The organism is Tahibacter harae (assembly GCF_024437735.1).
Taxonomy (GTDB): domain Bacteria; phylum Pseudomonadota; class Gammaproteobacteria; order Xanthomonadales; family Rhodanobacteraceae; genus Tahibacter; species Tahibacter harae.
In genome coordinates this window covers 82,782-101,259 of sequence record NZ_JANFQO010000001.1, presented here as the reverse complement: position 1 = coordinate 101,259, position 18,478 = coordinate 82,782, and the positions used below count along the sequence as shown (strand labels likewise).

Here is an 18,478-nt window from a genome sequence, read left to right as displayed (position 1 = left end):
AAAATCGCTAGGATCGGGGAATGTCTGAATCCAAGCCTGATGTCCTGATCCTCGGGGCCGGTGTGATCGGCCTTTCCTGCGCCTGGTATCTGCTGCAGCAGGGGCGCAGCGTCACTTTGCTGGAGCGGGCCACGGCCGGGGCCGGCGCTTCTCACGGCAACTGCGGCACGCTCACACCTAGCCATGCTGCGCCGCTGGCCATGCCGGGCATGCCGGCCAAGGCGCTGCGCATGATGTGGCAGCGCGATGCGCCCTTCCATGTGGCGCCGCGGCCCGACCTCGAACTGCTGGGCTGGATGCTGCGTTTCGCCGGGCGCTGCAATTGGACCGACTTCCATGCGGCCAACCGCGCCAAGGCGGCGATACTCACCCATTCCCGCGCATTGATCGGCGATCTGGTCGAGCGCGAGGCACTGGACTGCGGCTACGCCGCCAACGGCACCCTGTACGTATTCCGCGAACAGCGCGCGCTGGACGAGTTCGCCTGGCATGCGCAGAGCCTGCGCGAAGTCGGCGTGGCGGTGCAGGAGCGCAGCAAGGCCCAGCTGCATGCGGCCGAGCCCTGCCTGCTGGACAGCGTGATCGGCGGGATCTTCCACCCAGGCGATGCGCAGCTGCGGCCGGACCGTTATGTCGCAGAGCTGGCGCGTCTGGTCCGCGCCGCCGGTGGCGTGATCGTGGAACAGTGCGAGGTACAGGATTTCCTCGTCGAAGGCGAACGCATCGCCGGCCTGAAGACCCGCCACGGCACGCATCGCGCGGCGGAAGTGGTGCTGGCGCTGGGCGCCTGGTCGCCGCAGCTGGGACGGCGCCTGGGCCTGCGCATTCCGCTGCAGCCGGGCAAGGGCTATTCCATCACCTATACGCGGCCGGCGCTGTGCAACCGCATTCCGCTGGTGCTCAAGGAAGACAGCGTCTGCGTCACCGCCTGGGACGACGGCTATCGCCTGGGCAGCACCATGGAATTCGCCGGCTACGACACGCGCCTCAACCGCCTGCGCCTGGACGCGCTGCGCCGCGGCGCAGCGCGCTACCTGCACGAGCCGGAAGGCCCGCAATTGCTGGAGGAATGGTATGGCTGGCGGCCCATGACCTGGGACGACATGCCGATACTGGGCCGCAGCGCGCGCTGGAAGAATCTCAGCCTTGCCACCGGCCACGGCATGCTCGGCGTGAGCATGTCGCTGGCCAGCGGCCAGCTGCTGGCGGAACTGCTGGCCGGCGGATCGACCACGCTGGATCCGCGTCCCTTCAGTCCGCAACGTTTTCGCCTGTGAGAAGCATCCTCCTGTCTCCGGCTGCGGGACGGTCGTCCGGGAAACATCGGCCGATGACCGGTACTTCCGCCGCTTCCGCGGTCCGCAACATTTTCCTTTCCAGCGAGGCATCATGAAGCCGAACCTGTTTTGCAAAGCGGCACTGGCCCTGGGCCTGACCCTGACGGGGGCGCTGCCGTTGGCCGCGGCACCTGCGCCGACGGCGGTGGAACTGCAATGGGGCGTGAAGATCCCGCTGCGCGACGGCGTGCAGCTGCAGGCTACGCTGTACCGGCCCCAGGGCCAGAAAGATCCCTTGCCTTGCGTGGTGACGATGACGCCGTACATGGCGCAGAGCTACCACGAGCGCGGCATGTACTTCGCCGCCAACGGCTACGTGTTCGCCACCATCGACGTGCGCGGCCGCGGCAACTCCGGCGGCGATTTCCGGCCGTTCCTGCAGGAGGGCCAGGACGGCCACGACGTGATCGAGTGGATGGCCGGGCAAAGTTACTGCAATGGCAAGGTGACCATGTGGGGCGGCTCCTACGCCGGTTACGACCAATGGGCCACCGCGCGGGAAAAACCGCCGCATCTGGCCACGATAGTGCCGGTCGCGGCGGTGCAGCCGGGGCTGGACTACCCCATGCGCAACAACATCTTCTATCCCTACGACATGCGCTGGCTCACCCTGGTCAGCGGCAAGCTCGCCCAGGACACGCTGTTCGGCGACAGCCCCCTGTGGACCGGCCTGTTCCGCAGCCTGTACGAAGCGCACAAGCCATTCGCGGCGCTGGATGCGCACGTGGGCAATCCTTCGCCCATCTTCCAGGAATGGATCTCGCACCCGCAGCAGGACGACTACTGGGACAGCATGAACCTCAGCCCGGCGCAGATGGCCGCGCTGGATCTGCCCATACTGACCATCACCGGCCACTACGACGGCGACCAGCCCGGCGCGCTCGCTTTCTACGGCCAGCATCAGCAGGCTGCGACGCCGGCGGCGCGCGACAAGCATTTCCTCATCATCGGCCCCTGGGATCATGCCGGCACGCGCACGCCGCAGGCCGAATACGCCGGCCTGAAGATGGGCCAGGCCAGCCTGCTCGACATGAATGCGCTGCACCGCGAGTGGTACGACTGGACCATGAAGAACGGCGCCAAGCCGTCCTTCCTCAAGGACCGCGTGGCCTATTACGTAATGGGGCCGGACCAGTGGCGCTACGCGCCGACGCTGGAAGCGGCGACGGCCGAGCATCGGCCGCTGTTCCTGGCTTCCGACAATGGCCGCGCCAACGATGTCTATGCCTCGGGGCGGCTGGAAACGGATGCGCGCGGCAAGCGCGCCGGCAGCGACAGCTACGTCTACGATCCGCTGGACGTCAGCTCCGCGGCCGGCGACGCCAGCGACAGCAGCAGCGAACTGATCGATCAGAGCGCAGTCCTGCGCCGCAACGGCAAGCAGCTGATCTATCACAGTGCGCCACTGGAGAAGGACACCGAAGTCACCGGCTTCTTCCGCCTCAGCGCCTGGCTGGAGCTGGACCAGCCCGATACCGATTTCGGTGTCGACATCTACGCGATAGGGCCCGACGGCGGCAGCGTGCTGCTGACTTCCGACGTGCTGCGTGCGCGCTACCGCGAAAGCCTGCGCACGGCCAGGCCGGTCGTGCCGGGCAAGGCCGAGCGCTACGAGTTCAACCGCTTCACCTTCATCTCGCGCCAGCTCAAGCAGGGCAGCCGTATCCGTCTGGTGATCGGTCCCATCAACCATTTCAACATGCAGAAGAACTACAACAGTGGCGGTGTGGTGGCGCAGGAAAGCGGCAAGGATGCGCGTACGGTCAAGGTGCGCCTGCTGCACGATGCGCAGCATCCCAGCGCGCTGTATGTGCCCATAGGTGTGGGCGCCAAGTGAGGCGGCGGTGGTGGCGGGAGGCGTCGCCACCGCGCATAGTCTGGCCTGATAGAAGACGGCGTATGTCCTTGGTAGCGGCCGCAAAGAATGGCTGCCGCTTCGCTTTGACTGGGCCGCTCCGTACAGCAACTCGCCTGTCCCGGGAACCGGAAACGTCGCGTTTCGCGTTTCCGGAGATCACTTCTGGATTTCTTCGGAATTCACATGACCACCTTCACCTTGCACCAGGGCAGCGCGCCGCTGCTGATCTCGCTGCCGCACGACGGCAGCGAACTGCCGCCGGGCTTTGCGCAGCGGCTGACGGATACGGCGCAGCGCGTTCCGGACACCGACTGGCACGTGAGCCGGCTGTACGATTTCGCGCGCGAGCTGGGCGCATCCATCCTGGTGCCGCGCTATTCGCGCTACGTGGTCGACCTCAACCGGCCGCCGGATGATGTGTCGCTGTATCCGGGACAGAACACCACCGGCCTGTGCCCCACGGTGCAGTTCAGCGGCGAACCGGTCTACCTTGCCGGCATGGAGCCGGATGCGGCCGAAATCGCCCAGCGCGTGCAGACTTACTGGCAGCCTTATCACGGCGCCCTGCGCGCGGAGCTGGACCGCCTGCGCGCCGGGCACGGCCGCGCATTGCTGTGGGAGGGGCATTCCATCCGCAGCGTGGTGCCGTTCCTGTTTGAAGGGCGCCTGCCGGATTTCAACATCGGCACCGCCGCCGGCGCCAGCTGCAGCCCGGCGCTGCAGGCGCGCCTGGAATCCGTGCTGGCCGGCCAGAACGAATACAGCTTCGTCGTCAACGGCCGCTTCAAGGGCGGTCATATCACGCGCCACTACGGCCGGCCCGCCGAAGGCGTGGATGCGGTGCAGCTGGAACTGGCCCAGCTCAACTACATGGACGAGAACAGCTTCGCCTACGCGCCCGCCCGCGCCGGGGCTACGGCCGCGCTGATCCGGCGCCTGCTCCAGGCCGCCTTGGAAGTCGCCGCCTAGCGGAGTAGGGTGCGAGGCTGGACCGCAGCCGCCGGGGAATCGTCATGCGCATCACCAGAGTCGCCGCCGTACTTCTCGCTTTTGCCGCTTCGTCCAGCTTTGCCCTGGAACCCCAGGCACCCGGAAATTCCGGCCAGCAGCCCACGGGCCTGGGCGGCCGCATCAAGAACCCGCAGAACGACCGCCCGCGGCAGGAGGAAAAGAAACCCCAGCCGCCGCAACAACAGCAGCAGTCCGGCGATTCGCGCGACAAGAAGCAGGACAGGCGCGAGAGAGATGATCGCTGAGGGCTGGGATTCAGGATTCGGGATTTGAGATTCGGGATTTTCCGGATTCGCCGCAGGCTTGCGCTGCGATCGCGATTCTCTCGGCAAGTGGCGTTGCCGCGACATAGTGGAGAAAAGCGGAAAATCCCCTCTCCCCCCGGCTGCGCCGGGGAAGAGGGTTGGGGCGAGGGGGCAACGCCAAACACGCCTCTGCGCTTGAATTTTCGCCAGCTCTTTCAGCAAGAAAGCATTGGGCGAAAACCGGCTTCGTCGCCCGGTGGCATTTCCCACTCACCCAGCCCTCTGCCTCAGGCGCGTAAACGCGCTTGAGGCAGAGGGCTTCTGTCACCTGCCAACTCCCGGCAGATCAGTCCCGTCCGGCACCAAACCGGTAGTTGAACTGCACCCACCACTGGCGTCCATAAGCGTCATACCAGCCTATGGAGTAGTTCGGCCAGCCGCCGGTCTTGTCCCAGGGCGTGGAGTTGCGCAGGTTGTTCACCGCGACCAGCACATCGGCCTTCTCGCCGAAGGAGTAACCCACGCTGCCGTTGTACAGCGTGTAGGTGCCGCGCAGGCCGGAATAGTCGTTGTACGGAATCTCGCCGTAGTGCGTGCCGTCGACGGTCGCGCTCCACGGGCCGTTCTGCCAGGACAGCGAGGCGTGGGTCTTCTTGCGCCAGTCCGACTGGTAGCTCAGGTCGTTGAGATAGTCATAGGTCGGGTCGCCCGGGAACTGCTGGTACTTGTGTTCCAGCACGCGGGTGAAGGCGGCGCGCGCCTGGAACTTGCCGACGCCGTCTATCGTCCAGCGGTAGTTCGCGCTGATGTCGATGCCCGAGGTGCGCTCGCTGGCCGAGTTGATCGGATTGACCAGGATATTGGTCACGTTGTTCGGATTCACCGGCGCTGTGGCCGGATTGCGCACCACGCGGGCCAGCGCGTCGCGGCAGAGGGTCGAGTTCGGGTCGACCACGGAACCCGACGGCGAGCGGCCCAGGCGGCAGTCGGCCTCGGTGCGCAGGATCTGGTCCTCGTCCAGGTTGGTCACCTGGTCGCTGATGCGGATGCGGTAGTAGTCGGCCTGGAAATCGAAATCGGCCGTCGGCGACCAGACGAAGCCATAGGTGAACGAGCGCCCGCGCTCCGGCTTGAGGCCGGTGTTGCCGCTGGAGGCGAAGTTCATGTTGTAGAAGACGTCGCAGCTGTTGTACGGCTGGTCCTGCAGGCGGCACTGGTAGTAGTCGGTGACGCTGGGGAAATAGCCCCGGGTGCTCTTGGCGAACAGGTAGTTCATGTCCGGCGCCCGGAACGAGGTGGCCTGGCTGCCGCGCAGCAGCAGGCTGTCGATGGGGCGGTATTCCAGGCCGAAGTTGTAGGTGCTCTTGCCTATGGACTGGCCGGAATAGCTGTAGCGGTCGTAGCGCGCCGCCGCACTGGCGGTCAGACGGCTCAGGATCGGCGCGTTGATTTCCACGCCGGCGGCGTAGCGGTTGCGCTTGCCGCCTTCGACGGTGGCTTCGGCGGTATTCCAGTAGTCGCCGGCGTTGATGCGCGAATCCGGCGTGTTGCGGAAGCCCTGGCGGCCGGCTTCGACCACGCCGGCCACGCCCAGTGCGCCGGCGGGCAGCTCGAACAGCTCGCCGTTGAAGCTGAAGCTCAGGTCCTCGGTCCAGGCCTTGTCGCGCTCGACCGATTTGCGGCTGAGGCGGCGGAATTCCTCGGGCTTCAGCGGCGTGATCAGGCGGTTGGGATCGGCGTTGTAGGCGTCGAATTCGCTGCCTTCGTATTCATGCGTGCCGGTGGGCCGGCCGAGGAAGAACTCGGTGATGCCGGCGAGGAGGCGCACGCGGCCCTGGTCGCTGACATAGTCGGAGCGGTTTGCAGCCAGCTCGTAGCTCCAGTCCGTGCCCAGCTGGCCGCGGACGCCGAAGGTGGCATTGCTGGCGCGCTGCAGATAGCTGCTGTTGTTGGCGTCGCGGCCGCCCATTTCCTCCGGCGTCAGCACGCGGCTCCAGTTTTCCAGGCGGCCGGTGGACTCGTTCCAGAACGCGCCGCCCGGCGCCGACCAGCTGGTCGCGCGTACGTTGTTCTCGATATCGGAGAAGCCGAACATGAAGTCGCCGAACAGCTCGGTGCTGTCGCTCAGCGCGTAGTTCAGGCTGGCGTAGGCGGTGGCGATGTCCTTCGCGGTCTGCATGGTGCGGTTGCCGTAGTACTGGTCGCTGCTGCAGTAGCTGCCGTCGAAGCGCGGGTTCTGGTACGCGCGCACCGTGCCGCCGAGCAGATGGGACACGCCGGCGCAGCCCTGGCCCGGCAGGTCGTAGTAGTCGCCGCTGGCCGGATCGCGCAGCGCGAAGATGGCGCCGGGCAGGTCGCCGGGCGCGTAGCGCGAATAACTGCGCGACACGGCGCGGTCGCCGTAGCGGATGGGATCGCGTCGGGTCAGTTCCAGGCCGAACACGCCGCTGAAATCACCGCGGTCGATGCCGCCGATCAGCTGCACGCGCTGGTTGGCGCCGCCGCCCTGCTGGGTACCGCCGACCTTGACCGACAGATCCAGGCCTTCATGCTTTTTCTTCAGGATGATGTTGACCACGCCGGCGATCGCATCCGAGCCGTAGATGGCCGAGGCGCTGCCGCTGAGGATCTCGATGCGGTCGATCATCACGCTGGGGATATTGGCCAGGTCCACCGCGCTGACCGAGCCGTTGTAGGCGACGGGATAGTCGGCGACGCGGCGGCCGTTGACCAGCACCAGCGTGTGGTTGGGGCCCAGGCCGCGCAGGTTGATCACGTTCGCCGCCGGGGTGAAGGTGCTGCCGAAATCCTCGCCCTGGACGATGCCGGTGTTCTGCGAGATTGCGCTGACGATGTCGAACACGCTGCGGTAGCCGCCGGTGTCGATATTGCCCGCCTCGATCACGGTGACCGGCGCCGGCCCTTCGATATCCGCGCGCGGAATGCGCGAGCCGGTGACCGTGATGGCTTCGAGCTTCTCGGTGTTTTCCTCGCCCGGCGGCGGCGCCTGCTGCGCCAGCACCGGCAAGGTCAGCGCGCCGAGTATGGCCAGGCTCAGCAGACGGGGGACAAATGTGGGCAAAGCAAAAGATCGCATACGGCATTACCGGGAGATGGCGGAAAGCTGAACCTTCGCATCCGCGGGCGCCGGTCCGCAACCGTAGGGGCATGAGGATTGGGGACGGGCTTATTACCTTGGCCGCGGCCACGGCGCGGGCGACGGGGCGGCAGGGCGCATGGATGCTGGAGATCGGCGGAGTTGTCCGGATGTTTGGGCGATACGGCGCGTTGCGGGAGTTGCGCGCCGGGTTCTGCGGCGGTGAGGAATTTCCGGGCAGCGTGCGCGTACCGGGTTAGCGGCCGGGCGCCGGGAAATCGTGCCGGTGGGCGAATTACGCCCGGCAAAATCGCCGCAGCGGAAAAACCCTCGCCCCCAAGCGCGCTTACGCGCTTGGGGGCGAGGGTTGGATGAGGGCGGCGCTTCGGTCGCGGGGAATCCGGTTTTCGCCAGCGCTTCGCGTGTTGAAGGTTTCGACGAAAATCCAAAGGGCGAGGCGCGTTGGTCGTTGCCCCCCTCATCCCGGCCCTCTCCCCTAGCGAGCTTGGGGGAGAGGGAGCTTTCCGCTTTTTCTGGATGAAATCCGGCAAATTTCACTTGCCAGAAACTCCGGATTCTGCCGCGCACTCACTGCGAGTCCCGAATCCCGAATCCAAACCCTAACCTCAAACCTCTCCACCCGCACGCCGCGCCTGCTCCTCCAACGCCCACCGCACATGCTCGCGCACCAGCTCCGAAGGATGCACCGCGCGGCGCTGCAGCGCCGCCATGATTTCCGGCGTGGCCGGTGCATTGCCCAGCGCCACGGCGATATTGCGCAGCCAGCGTTCATGGCCGATGCGGCGTATGGCCGAGCCTTCGGTGCGGCGCAGGAATTCTTCTTCGCTCCAGTCGAACAGCTCCACCAGCCCGGCGCCGTCCAGCCGGTGGCGCGGCGCGAAATCCGCTTCGGCGCTGGCCTGGGCGAATTTGTTCCAGGGGCAGATCAGCTGGCAGTCGTCGCAGCCGTAGATGCGGTTGCCGATGGCGCGGCGGAATTCCAGCGGAATCCCGCCGTGCAATTCAATGGTGAGATAGGAAATGCAGCGCCGCGCATCGACCTGATAGGGCGCGACGATGGCGCGGGTAGGGCAGATGTCGATGCAGCGCGTACAGCGGCCGCAGTGCGCGCTGGCGGGCGCGTCGGCCGGCAACGGCAGGTCGGTGTAAAGCTCGCCCAGGAAGAACCAGGAACCCGCGCTGCGGTTGATCAGGCAGCTGTGCTTGCCTATCCAGCCCAGGCCGGCGTTGCGTGCGATCGCGCGTTCCAGCACCGGCGCGGAATCGACGAAGGCGCGGTAGCCGAACGGCCCGGTCTGCGCCGCGATGCGGTCGGCCAGCTGCTGCAGGCGGTTGCGCATCAGCTTGTGATAGTCCCGGCCCAGGGCGTAGCGCGCGACGTAGCCCCGTTGTGCGTCCTGCAGCACGTCCCAGCCGTTGGCAATGCCCGGCGGCGCGTAATCCATGCGCACCGAGATCACGCGCAGCGTTCCCGGCTGCAGTTCCTGCGGCCGGCTGCGCTTGGTGCCGTGGCGCTGCATGTAGTCCATCTCGCCGTGGTGGCCGGCGTCGAGCCAGTTGAGCAGATGAGTCTCGTCCTCGCCCAGGTCGGTACCGGCGATGCCCAACTGCTGGAAGCCCAGCTCGGTACCCCAGCGGCGTATGGTGTTGGCGAGTTCGGCGTAGTCCATGGAGCGTGGCGTCGGCGGGCGCGGGCGGAACAGCCTGGCGGCCGTGGACGGGCATTGTAGGCCGTTGCTGCGTGGACGACGCCGATCCCGGCCGCGCCGGGCGATACAAGCGCGCCGCCTCCGGTCAATAATCCCGCGCATGGATACACCCGCCTCCCTGCTCTACACCGCCGCGCAGATGCGCCGCATCGACGCCTGCGCGCTCGCGGCCACCGGTCTGCACGGTTTCGACCTGATGCGCCGCGCCGCCGCCGCCGCGTTTGCCGTGCTGGAGCGGCGCTGGCCGCGCGCGCAGCACATCGTGGTCTGCTGCGGCGTGGGCAAGAACGGCGGCGACGGCTATCTGCTCGCGCGCCTGGCGCGCCAGGCCGGGCGCGATGTCAGCGTGATCGCGCTGGCCGCGCCGCGCGACGCCGATGCCCAGGCCGCGGCGGAAAGCTGGCAGGTTGCCGGCGGTCCGGTGCAGGGATTTTCCGGCACGCTGCCCGCGGCCGATCTCTACGTCGACGCACTGTTCGGCATAGGCCTGGACCGCGCCCTGGACGGCGCCGCGGCGCAGCTGGTGGATGCGCTCAACGCGGCCGCTGCGCCGGTCCTGGCGCTGGATCTGCCCTCGGGCCTCTGCGCCGACACGGGCGCGCGCCTGGGCCGCTGCGTCGAGGCCACGGCGACGGTGAGCTTCATCGGCTGGAAGCGCGGCCAGCACAGCGGCGCGGGGCTGGATGCCTGCGGCGACTGCGAACTTGCCACGCTGGATTTGCCGGGTTCCATCTTCGAGGAAGAAAGCGCCGGCGCCAGCCTGTTGCAATGGCCGCAGCTGCTGCAGGTATTGCCGCCGCGACCGCGCGACGTGCACAAGGGGCGCTTCGGTCATGTACTCGCCGTCGGCGGCGACCTGGGCATGGGCGGTGCCATCCGCCTCGCTGGCGAAGCCGCGCTGCGCTGCGGCGCCGGCCTGGTCAGCATCGCTACCCAGGCCGAACACGTGAGCGCATTGCTGGCGGCGCGGCCGGAGCTGATGGTACGCGCCGTGGCCGGCCAGCAGGAACTCGATGCGTTGCTGCAGCGTGCCGACGTGCTCGCGCTGGGGCCTGGCCTGGGCGCACGCTCCTGGGGCCATGCGCTGTGGCATCGCGCGCTGGCCAGCGAAAAAACGGCCGTGCTGGATGCCGATGCGCTGAACCTGCTGGCGCGCCAGCCGCGCCGCTTCGCTGCGACCACGGTGCTGACGCCGCATCCGGCGGAAGCGGCGCGCCTGCTCGACAGCGATACCGCCAGCATCCAGGCCAATCGCTATGCCGCCGTGCAGGCGATTGCCGAGCGCTACCATGCGACGGTCGTGCTCAAGGGCGCCGGCTCGCTGGTCGCGGCCGCCGACGGCGCAATGCCGGTCGCGGTCTGTCCCTGGGGCAATCCGGCCATGGCCACCGCGGGCATGGGCGATGTGCTGACCGGCGCCATCGCCGCGCTGCTGGCCCAGGGGCTGAGCGGCTGGGATGCGGCGCGGCTGGGCGTGGCTGCGCATGCCCGCGCCGGCGATCTGGCCGCCGCCGGCGGCGCGCGCGGCTTGCTGGCCGGCGATATGTTCCAGCCGTTGCGCCAGGTGCTGGCGGGAGCGGCGCATGGCTGAGACCTTCGAGCTGTACCTGCCCGACGAAGCGGCCGTCGCCGCGCTCGCCCGGCGTCTGGCGCCGCTACTGGAGCAGGGCGGTGTGATCCATCTGCACGGCGACCTCGGTGCCGGCAAGACCACCTTCGCCCGGGCCCTGATCGGCGCGCTGGGCGTGAGCGGGCGCATCAAGAGCCCGACCTACGCCCTGATCGAGTCCTATCGCATTCCCGGCCTCGCGATCCATCATCTGGATCTCTACCGCATCGCCGATCCCGGCGAGCTGGAATGGCTGGGGCTGGACGAGCTGCAGGCCGAGAGCAGCCTGGTCCTGGTCGAATGGCCCGAGCGCGGCGGGGAGGCGTTGCCGGCCGCCGACCTGCGCCTGAGCCTGGCTCATGCCGAACCCGGCCGCCGCCTGCAGGCGCAGGCCTGCAGTCCCCGCGGCGAGGCCTGGCTGGCCGGCATAAGCGCCAGCCCTTCCGTTGCTTGAAGCAGGTTTCTGCCCGCAATCGTAAAAACCACGTACAGACCAGTGTTTTGCAACGGAAAATGCTTGAATTACTTGGCCGGCTGGGGTTGAATCCGCAGCCATGTGGGGAGTTCCCGTGACATTGTTGCGCGCCGCTTTCGTCCTGCTGGCTGCAGGGCTCGCCACGGCTTCGGCGCAGGCCGCTCAGGTCAAGGGGCTGCGCGTCTGGGCCAGCCCCGATTCCACCCGCGCCGTGTTCGATGTTTCCGGCCCGCTGGAATACAAATTGTTCGAGCTGGCCAATCCCGACCGCATCGTGCTCGACATCAAGAACACCAGTCTCGATCCCGGCGTGATCGCGCCCGCGGCCAAGGGCCTGCTCGGCACCGTGCGCCTGGGCAAGCAGGGCAAGAGCGATCTGCGCGTGGTATTCGATCTGCCCCAGGGCGTGCGTCCGAAAAGCTTCCTGCTGCCGCCGGCGGACAAGTTCGGCCACCGCCTGGTGATCGACCTGTTCCCCAAGGCCAACAAGGCCACGCGCGAAGTGGTCAAGACGGTCGAGGACGTGGTGCCGGCCGACGGCCGCAAGGTCATCGTCGCGATCGACGCCGGCCATGGCGGCGACGACCCGGGCGCGATCGGCGCCTCGGGTACGCATGAGAAAACCATCACGCTGAATGTGGCGCGCGAACTCGCCCGCATGGTCGATGCCCAGCCTGGCATGAAAGCCTTCCTGGTGCGCGACGGCGATTACTTCATCCAGCTGGAAAACCGCTACAAGAAAGCACGCGAAGCCAAGGCCGACCTGTTCGTCTCCATCCACGCCGATGCCTGCCCGGGCGCCTGTGGCGCACGCGGCGCCTCGGTCTGGGTGCTGTCGCCGCGCGGCGCCACCAGCGAAGCCGCGCGCTGGCTGGCGGCCAAGGAAAACGCCTCCGATCTGGTCGGCGGCGTCTCGCTGGACGACAAGGACAATACCCTGGCCGCCGTGCTGCTAGATCTGTCCCAGGGCGCGACCATGGAAGCCAGTGCGGCGATCGCGCAGATCGTGCTCAAGGCCCTGGGCAAGATCGGCCCCACGCACCGCGGCCATGTGGAAAAAGCCAATTTTGTCGTACTGCGCTCGCCGGACGTACCTTCGATCCTGGTGGAGACGGCCTTCATTACCAACCCGGCCGAGGAAAAGCGCCTGACCGATCCGGAGCACCGCGCCAAGCTGGCGGCGGCGGTGGTCGACGGCATCAAGACCTACTTCACCCAGACGCCGCCGCCGGGGACCTGGTTCGCGGCCAATACCTCCGGCAGGCGCGGCCGTTCCGAGCATGTCGTGGTGCGCGGCGAGACCCTGTCCGGGATTGCCATGCGGCACGGGGTTTCGCTGAGTGCGTTGCGCGAGGCGAACCGGCTGTCGGGGGATGGCGGGGTCAGGGTGGGGGATGTGCTGGACATTCCGCCGCAGGGGTGAGTTGGTTGGCGCGTGGGGCGCGGAGGATTGGATGATTTGGGCGCCTTTGCGGCGCCCGAGTCGTTTGGGGGATGGTTTTTGGGCTTTGCGTGCGCTGTTGGGCTAGTGCGAGATTGATTGATAGCCGCAGAGCGGCGCACATCCCCGTGCGCGGAAGCGACAGCCGAAGCCAGGCACAATCACCGGCAACGGCAGGCGCTGGCGATCGCAGCTGTCGCGTAGCTGTAATGATGGCTGAGCGCTTACGGATCCTCATCCTAAAAGCCCTCTTCCCCAAGCGCGGCCTGCGCTTGGGGAAGAGGAGTGGGTGAGGGGGAAACGTATCAGTTTCCTCAACGTTCAAGTTTTCGCGACGCTGCCCGACATATGAAGTCCGTCGCGCGCCGGCGAGCGGCGGCTTTTTACTTCGGTTCCTGCACCCGAAAGTCCTTCGACCTCCGCTGCACGATATTCAAGCCCATCCGGTCCGGCAGCAGCTTGATCAGTGCCTTGATCGCGCGGTTGACCTTGCCGGTCACATGCACGATCTCGCCGCGCTCGGTCGCATCCACGCCTTCGCGGGCGACTTCTTCGGCGCTCATCCACATCCACTTGGGCATCTTGTTGACCGACTCGCGCGAGCCGACCACGTCGTGGAACTCGGACCAGGTGAAGCCGGGGCAGACGGCGCAGACCTTGATGCCGTACTGCTGGTTTTCCAGCGCCAGGGACTGGGAGAACTTGATCAGGAAGGCCTTGGAGGCGGCATACATGGTGTGCCCGGCGGAGCCAGGAACATGGCCGGCCAGGGAGGCGATATTGAGGATGCGGCCGTAGCGGCGCTGCTGCATGCCAGGCAGCAGGCGGTAGGCGAGTTCGCAGGGGGCGGTGACCAGTACCTGCAGGAATTCGGCGTGGCGGGTCCAGGGCTGGGCCAGGTAGTGACCGGGCACGCCGTAGCCGGCGTTATTGACCAGCACATCGATGTTCAGGCTGCGGCGGCCCAGCTCGTTGCAAAGGGCGTCGATGGCGGCGGGATCGGCCAGGTCGGCAGCGGCGACTTCGCAGCGTACGCCATGGCGCTGGCGCAGTTCTCCGGCCAGGGACTGCAGACGGTCTTCGCGCCGGGCGGTCAGGACCAGGTGATGGCCGCGGGCGGCCAGTTCGCGGGCGAAGGCGGCGCCGATGCCGGCGGAGGCGCCGGTGACCAGGGCCCAGCGGGATGCGTCGGTCATGCGAAAATCCTTGGGTGAAGGGCTGCCGGGCTCGGCCGAGGCAGGGGATTCAACCCGAGTGCCGGGCCGCGATCAATGGCGCATTGCGCCGCCGAGGTCGCATCGCTATCCTGCGCCCCTTTTTGCGGACCTGGCCCCATGCGACGCAAGCTCGTAGCAGGAAACTGGAAGATGCACGGCAGCGCCGCGAGCGCGGCGGAGCTGGTGCGCGCAATCCTGGCGCAGCTGCCGCAGCAGGTCGAGGTGGCGGTGTTTCCGCCGGCCATCCAGGTGGCTGCGCTGGCCGCGGCACATGCGGGGCAGGGCATCGGCTTCGGCGTACAGGATGTAAGCGCGCACGAGCAGGGGGCCTATACCGGCGAGATTGCCGCCGCCATGGCCGCCGACGCCGGCTGCACCCATACCCTGGTCGGGCATTCGGAGCGCCGCCAGTACCACGCCGAATCCAATGAAATCGTCGCAGCCAAGTTCGCCCGCGCCCAGGCCGCCGGCCTGGTGCCGGTGCTGTGTGTCGGCGAGACCCTGGAGCAGCGCGAAGCGGGTGAGACTGAAACCGTGGTCGCAGCCCAGGTCCAGGCTGTGCTGCAGCGCAGCGGCATCGGCGCATTCAGCCGCGCCGTGGTCGCCTATGAACCGGTCTGGGCCATCGGCACCGGCCGTACCGCCAGCGCGGCGCAGGCCCAGGAAGTGCACGCCTTTATTCGTAGCCAACTGCGTGAACACGATGCTACAATCGCGGACTCGCTACGCATACTCTATGGTGGCAGTGTCAAACCGGCCAACGCCGCCGAGCTTTTTGCCCAGGCAGACGTGGACGGTGGACTGATCGGAGGCGCCTCGCTGGTTGCCGCCGATTTCCTCAAGATTTGTGAGGCGGCGCGCTGACCGCGTCGCCAGGCTGAGTCGAAATGCTGCTTACGGTCTTCAACGTTTTCTACATCCTGGTCGCGGTGGCGATGGTGGCGCTGATCCTGCTGCAGCGCGGCGCCGGTGCGGACGCGGGTTCCGGTTTCGGAGCCGGTGCGTCGGCAACGGTGTTCGGCGCGCGCGGGTCGGCGAATTTCCTTTCGCGCGCCACGGCGGTCCTGGCCGGTTTGTTCTTCCTGCTCAGTCTGGGCATGGGCATGTACCTCGGCGGCGGCGGCAGGTTTGACAACAAGCCTGAAACCAACCTCGGCGTCATGTCCGGTACCGAAGTTCCTGCCGCCCCCGCCGCCAAGGCGCCTGAAGCCGCACCGCCTGCCGGTGACGTGCCCCAGGCCGCCGCACCGGCGCCGGCCCCGGCAGCAGCCGAAGTGCCCGCGGCGCCCCAGCCCGCTACTCCTGCCGTCGCCCCCAAGGCCGACGACAAGACCGAAGCCAAGGCGGACGAGTCGAAGAAGAACTAGTTGGAATACCATGCCCAGATGGCGGAATTGGTAGACGCACTACCTTGAGGTGGTAGCGACTTAGGTCGTGGGGGTTCGAGTCCCCCTTTGGGCACCAATCTAGTTACGGTCGCGCGGCACTCCAGCACTGCGCCCGCGGCCGCTGATGCACTGTTTACCGGTGCGGAGGTTCGCTGACTCGTGCTTGCCGAATATTGGCCCATCCTGCTTTTCCTGTTCACCGCCGCCCTGCTCGGGCTGGTCCTGCTGGCGGTAGGCTCCCTGCTCGGGCCGCGACGTCCCGATGCGCAGAAGAAATCAGCGTACGAATGCGGCTTCGAGGCCTTCGAAGACGCGCGCATGAAATTCGACGTGCGCTACTACCTGATCGCCATTCTTTTCATCATCTTCGATCTGGAAATCGCCTTCCTGTTTCCCTGGGCGGTGGTCTTCAAGGAAATCGGCATCATCGCGCTGATCGAGATGGGCCTGTTCCTGGGCCTGCTCGTGGTCGGCTTCGTCTACGTCTGGAAGAAGGGGGCGCTGGAATGGGAATGACCGACACCCTCAGCCGGGTGATGCACAACCCGGTGCCGGTTTCCACCGTCGACGACATCCTGCGCCCGGACGGCGACAACCCGCTGATCGAACGCGGCTTCGCCGTGACCTCGGCCGACGCCCTGATCAACTGGGCGCGCACCGGCTCGATGTGGCCCATGACCTTCGGCCTGGCCTGCTGCGCCGTGGAAATGATGCACGCCGGTGCCGCGCGCCTGGACCTGGACCGCTACGGCGTAGTGTTCCGCCCCAGCCCGCGCCAGTCGGATGTGATGATTGTGGCCGGCACCCTGGTCAACAAGATGGCTCCCGCCCTGCGCAAGGTCTACGACCAGATGCCCGACCCGAAATGGGTCATCTCCATGGGCTCCTGCGCCAACGGCGGCGGCTACTACCACTATTCCTATGCGGTGGTGCGCGGCTGCGATCGCATCGTGCCGGTCGACGTCTACGTGCCGGGCTGCCCGCCGACCGCCGAAGCCCTGGTCTACGGCATCCTGCAGCTGCAGAAGAAGATCCGCCGCACCAACACCATCGCGCGCTAACGGAACGCCAGCATGAGCGAGAACCTGCCTGAAACGCTGGCGCAGCGCCTTACCGCGCGCTTGGGCGCCGACATCGTTGCCGCGACCGAATGGCGCGGCGAAACCGCAATCGAAGTGCTGCCGGAAAACTGGGTGCGCGTGGTGCAGTTCCTGCGCGACGAGCCGGAGTTCCGCTTCGAGCAGCTGATCGACGTCTGCGGCGTGGACTACCTCAGCTACGGCCAGGCCGAGTGGGACACCACCGACGTGTCCAACCAGGGCTTCTCCCGCGGCGTGGAAGGGCAGGGCCCGGGCCGCTTCCGCTGGGCCGAGCGCCCGCGCGTGACGCCGCACCAGAATCGCTTCGCCGTGGTCATCCAGCTGCTGTCGATCACGCACAACCGGCGCCTGCGCCTGAAGTCCTACTGCGTCGACGATTCGCTGCCGATCATGCCCTCGCTGACCGGGCTGCACCCGGGCGCGAACTGGTTCGAGCGCGAAGCCTTCGACCTCTACGGCATCGTCTTCGACGGCCATCCGGACCTGCGCCGCATCCTTACCGACTACGGCTTCGTCGGCCATCCGTTCCGCAAGGATTTCCCGCTGATCGGCAACGTCGAAGTGCGCTATGACGAAGAAAAGCAGCGCGTCGTCTACGAGCCGGTCAGCATCGACCCGCGCGTGCTGGTGCCGCGCGTGATCCGCGACGACTCGCGCTACGACCAGGCCCAGGCCGAAGCCGCCGCCAGCGCGGCCGCGGGGAAGTAAGCCATGCAGGAAATCCGCAACTACACGATCAACTTCGGCCCGCAGCATCCGGCCGCCCACGGCGTGCTGCGCCTGGTGCTGGAAATGGACGGCGAGACCGTCGTGCGCGCCGATCCCCACGTCGGCCTGCTGCATCGCGGCACCGAGAAGCTGGCCGAGTCCAAGCCGTTCAATCAGTCGATCGGCTACATGGACCGCCTCGATTATGTTTCGATGATGTGCAACGAGCACGCCTACGTGCGCGCCATCGAGAAACTGACCGGCATCGAGGCGCCGGTGCGGGCGCAGTACATCCGCACCATGTTCGACGAGATCACGCGCATCCTGAACCACCTGATGTGGATAGGTTCCAACGCGCTCGACCTCGGCGCCATGGCGGTGTTCCTGTATGCGTTCCGCGAGCGCGAGGAACTGATGGACTGCTACGAGGCGGTGTCCGGCGCGCGCATGCACGCCACCTACTACCGTCCCGGCGGCGTCTATCGCGATCTGCCCGACCGCATGCCGCAATACAAGGAGTCGCGCTGGCACAAGGGCGGCGACCTCAAACGCATGAACGAATGGCGCGAAGGCTCGATGCTCGATTACCTCGAAGCCTTCTGCAAGGATTTCTACACCAAGGTCGACGAATACGAGACCTTGCTGACCGACAACCGCATCTGGAAGCAGCGCACCGTCGGCATCGGCGTGGTCACGCCCGAACAGGCCATGGCCTGGGGCATGAGCGGCCCCATGGTGCGCGGCTCGGGCATCGCCTGGGATTTGCGCAAGAAGCAGCCTTATGCCGCTTATGCACAGATGGATTTCGATATCCCGCTGGGTACCAAGGGCGATTGCTATGACCGTTATCTGGTGCGCGTCGAGGAGATGCGCCAGTCCAACCGCATCATCGAGCAGTGCGTGAAGTGGCTCAAGGCCAACCCCGGTCCGGTCATGGTCGAGAATTTCAAGATCGCTCCGCCGTCCCGTCTGGAGATGAAGGACGACATGGAAGCGCTGATCCACCACTTCAAGCTGTTCACCGAAGGCTATTGCGTGCCCGCCGGCGAGACCTACAGCGCGGTGGAAGCGCCCAAGGGCGAGTTCGGCATCTACCTCGTGTCCGACGGCGCCAACAAGCCATTCCGCCTCAAGGTGCGCGCGCCCGGTTTTGCCCACCTGTCGTCGATGGACGAGATCGTGCGCGGCCACATGCTGCCCGACGTCGTCGCGATGATCGGCACCTACGACGTCGTGTTCGGCGAAATCGACCGCTGAGGCGA

16 protein-coding genes and 1 tRNA gene are annotated in these 18,478 nt (G+C 66.9%); 14 read left to right on the top strand and 3 right to left on the bottom strand.

Annotated elements, in window-relative coordinates:
- Window positions 1–20 precede the first annotated feature (20 nt).
- From NM961_RS00435 to NM961_RS00420, 4 genes are all read left to right on the top strand, one after another.
- Entirely contained in the window at window positions 21–1,277 is a 1,257-nt protein-coding gene (locus NM961_RS00435; RefSeq protein ID WP_255910195.1) for an NAD(P)/FAD-dependent oxidoreductase, read from the top strand.
- Window positions 1,278–1,389: 112 nt separating this feature from the next.
- On the top strand, window positions 1,390–3,174 hold the full coding sequence (locus NM961_RS00430) for a CocE/NonD family hydrolase (protein WP_255910194.1): 1,785 nt from the start codon (window positions 1,390–1,392) through the stop codon (window positions 3,172–3,174).
- A 204-nt stretch (window positions 3,175–3,378) separates the two neighbouring features.
- On the top strand, window positions 3,379–4,164 hold the full coding sequence (hutG, locus tag NM961_RS00425) for an N-formylglutamate deformylase (RefSeq protein ID WP_255910192.1): 786 nt from the start codon (window positions 3,379–3,381) through the stop codon (window positions 4,162–4,164).
- 44 nt (window positions 4,165–4,208) lie between these two features.
- Window positions 4,209–4,451: a hypothetical protein gene (locus NM961_RS00420; protein ID WP_255910189.1), complete on the top strand. Its 243-nt coding sequence runs from the start codon at window positions 4,209–4,211 to the stop codon at window positions 4,449–4,451.
- Between the two features lie 346 nt (window positions 4,452–4,797).
- Here the strand turns inward: NM961_RS00420 and NM961_RS00415 are convergent, their stop codons facing one another.
- A complete protein-coding gene (locus tag NM961_RS00415) occupies window positions 4,798–7,548 on the bottom strand; it encodes a TonB-dependent receptor plug domain-containing protein (protein ID WP_255910187.1) in 2,751 nt (916 codons plus the stop codon).
- 626 nt (window positions 7,549–8,174) lie between these two features.
- A complete protein-coding gene (queG, locus tag NM961_RS00410; protein ID WP_255910185.1) occupies window positions 8,175–9,239 on the bottom strand; it encodes a tRNA epoxyqueuosine(34) reductase QueG in 1,065 nt (354 codons plus the stop codon).
- A gap of 139 nt (window positions 9,240–9,378) precedes the next feature.
- Here queG and NM961_RS00405 point away from each other — a divergent pair, with 139 nt between their 5' ends.
- The 3 genes from NM961_RS00405 to NM961_RS00395 all read left to right on the top strand — a co-directional run bounded on the left by NM961_RS00405 (window position 9,379) and on the right by NM961_RS00395 (window position 12,785).
- Entirely contained in the window at window positions 9,379–10,869 is a 1,491-nt protein-coding gene (locus tag NM961_RS00405; protein ID WP_255910183.1) for an NAD(P)H-hydrate dehydratase, read from the top strand.
- The gene (tsaE, locus tag NM961_RS00400; protein WP_255910181.1) at window positions 10,862–11,341 is read left to right on the top strand and encodes a tRNA (adenosine(37)-N6)-threonylcarbamoyltransferase complex ATPase subunit type 1 TsaE; all 480 of its coding nucleotides are present in this window, start codon (window positions 10,862–10,864) and stop codon (window positions 11,339–11,341) included. Before NM961_RS00405 ends, tsaE begins: the two co-directional genes overlap by 8 nt.
- 115 nt (window positions 11,342–11,456) lie before the next feature.
- On the top strand, window positions 11,457–12,785 hold the full coding sequence (locus NM961_RS00395; RefSeq protein ID WP_343231895.1) for an N-acetylmuramoyl-L-alanine amidase: 1,329 nt from the start codon (window positions 11,457–11,459) through the stop codon (window positions 12,783–12,785).
- 401 nt (window positions 12,786–13,186) lie between these two features.
- On the opposite strand, the gene NM961_RS00390 is transcribed toward NM961_RS00395, so the two are convergent.
- Complete coding sequence (locus tag NM961_RS00390) at window positions 13,187–13,999, bottom strand: SDR family NAD(P)-dependent oxidoreductase (RefSeq protein ID WP_255910179.1); 813 nt, start codon at window positions 13,997–13,999, stop codon at window positions 13,187–13,189.
- Window positions 14,000–14,137: 138 nt separating this feature from the next.
- Here NM961_RS00390 and tpiA point away from each other — a divergent pair, with 138 nt between their 5' ends.
- From tpiA to NM961_RS00355, 7 genes are all read left to right on the top strand, one after another.
- A complete protein-coding gene (gene tpiA / locus NM961_RS00385) occupies window positions 14,138–14,884 on the top strand; it encodes a triose-phosphate isomerase (protein ID WP_255910178.1) in 747 nt (248 codons plus the stop codon).
- A gap of 23 nt (window positions 14,885–14,907) precedes the next feature.
- Entirely contained in the window at window positions 14,908–15,387 is a 480-nt protein-coding gene (gene secG / locus NM961_RS00380) for a preprotein translocase subunit SecG (protein WP_255910177.1), read from the top strand.
- A gap of 12 nt (window positions 15,388–15,399) precedes the next feature.
- Window positions 15,400–15,484, top strand: a tRNA-Leu gene (locus NM961_RS00375).
- A gap of 83 nt (window positions 15,485–15,567) precedes the next feature.
- Window positions 15,568–15,924, top strand: coding sequence for an NADH-quinone oxidoreductase subunit A (locus NM961_RS00370; protein WP_255910176.1), 357 nt, complete (start codon window positions 15,568–15,570; stop codon window positions 15,922–15,924).
- The gene (locus tag NM961_RS00365; RefSeq protein ID WP_255910175.1) at window positions 15,915–16,469 is read left to right on the top strand and encodes a NuoB/complex I 20 kDa subunit family protein; all 555 of its coding nucleotides are present in this window, start codon (window positions 15,915–15,917) and stop codon (window positions 16,467–16,469) included. Before NM961_RS00370 ends, NM961_RS00365 begins: the two co-directional genes overlap by 10 nt.
- Before the next feature lie 12 nt (window positions 16,470–16,481).
- Window positions 16,482–17,216, top strand: coding sequence for an NADH-quinone oxidoreductase subunit C (locus NM961_RS00360; protein ID WP_255910174.1), 735 nt, complete (start codon window positions 16,482–16,484; stop codon window positions 17,214–17,216).
- Between the two features lie 3 nt (window positions 17,217–17,219).
- On the top strand, window positions 17,220–18,473 hold the full coding sequence (locus NM961_RS00355; protein WP_255910173.1) for an NADH-quinone oxidoreductase subunit D: 1,254 nt from the start codon (window positions 17,220–17,222) through the stop codon (window positions 18,471–18,473).
- The last annotated feature ends 5 nt before the right edge of the window (window positions 18,474–18,478 follow it).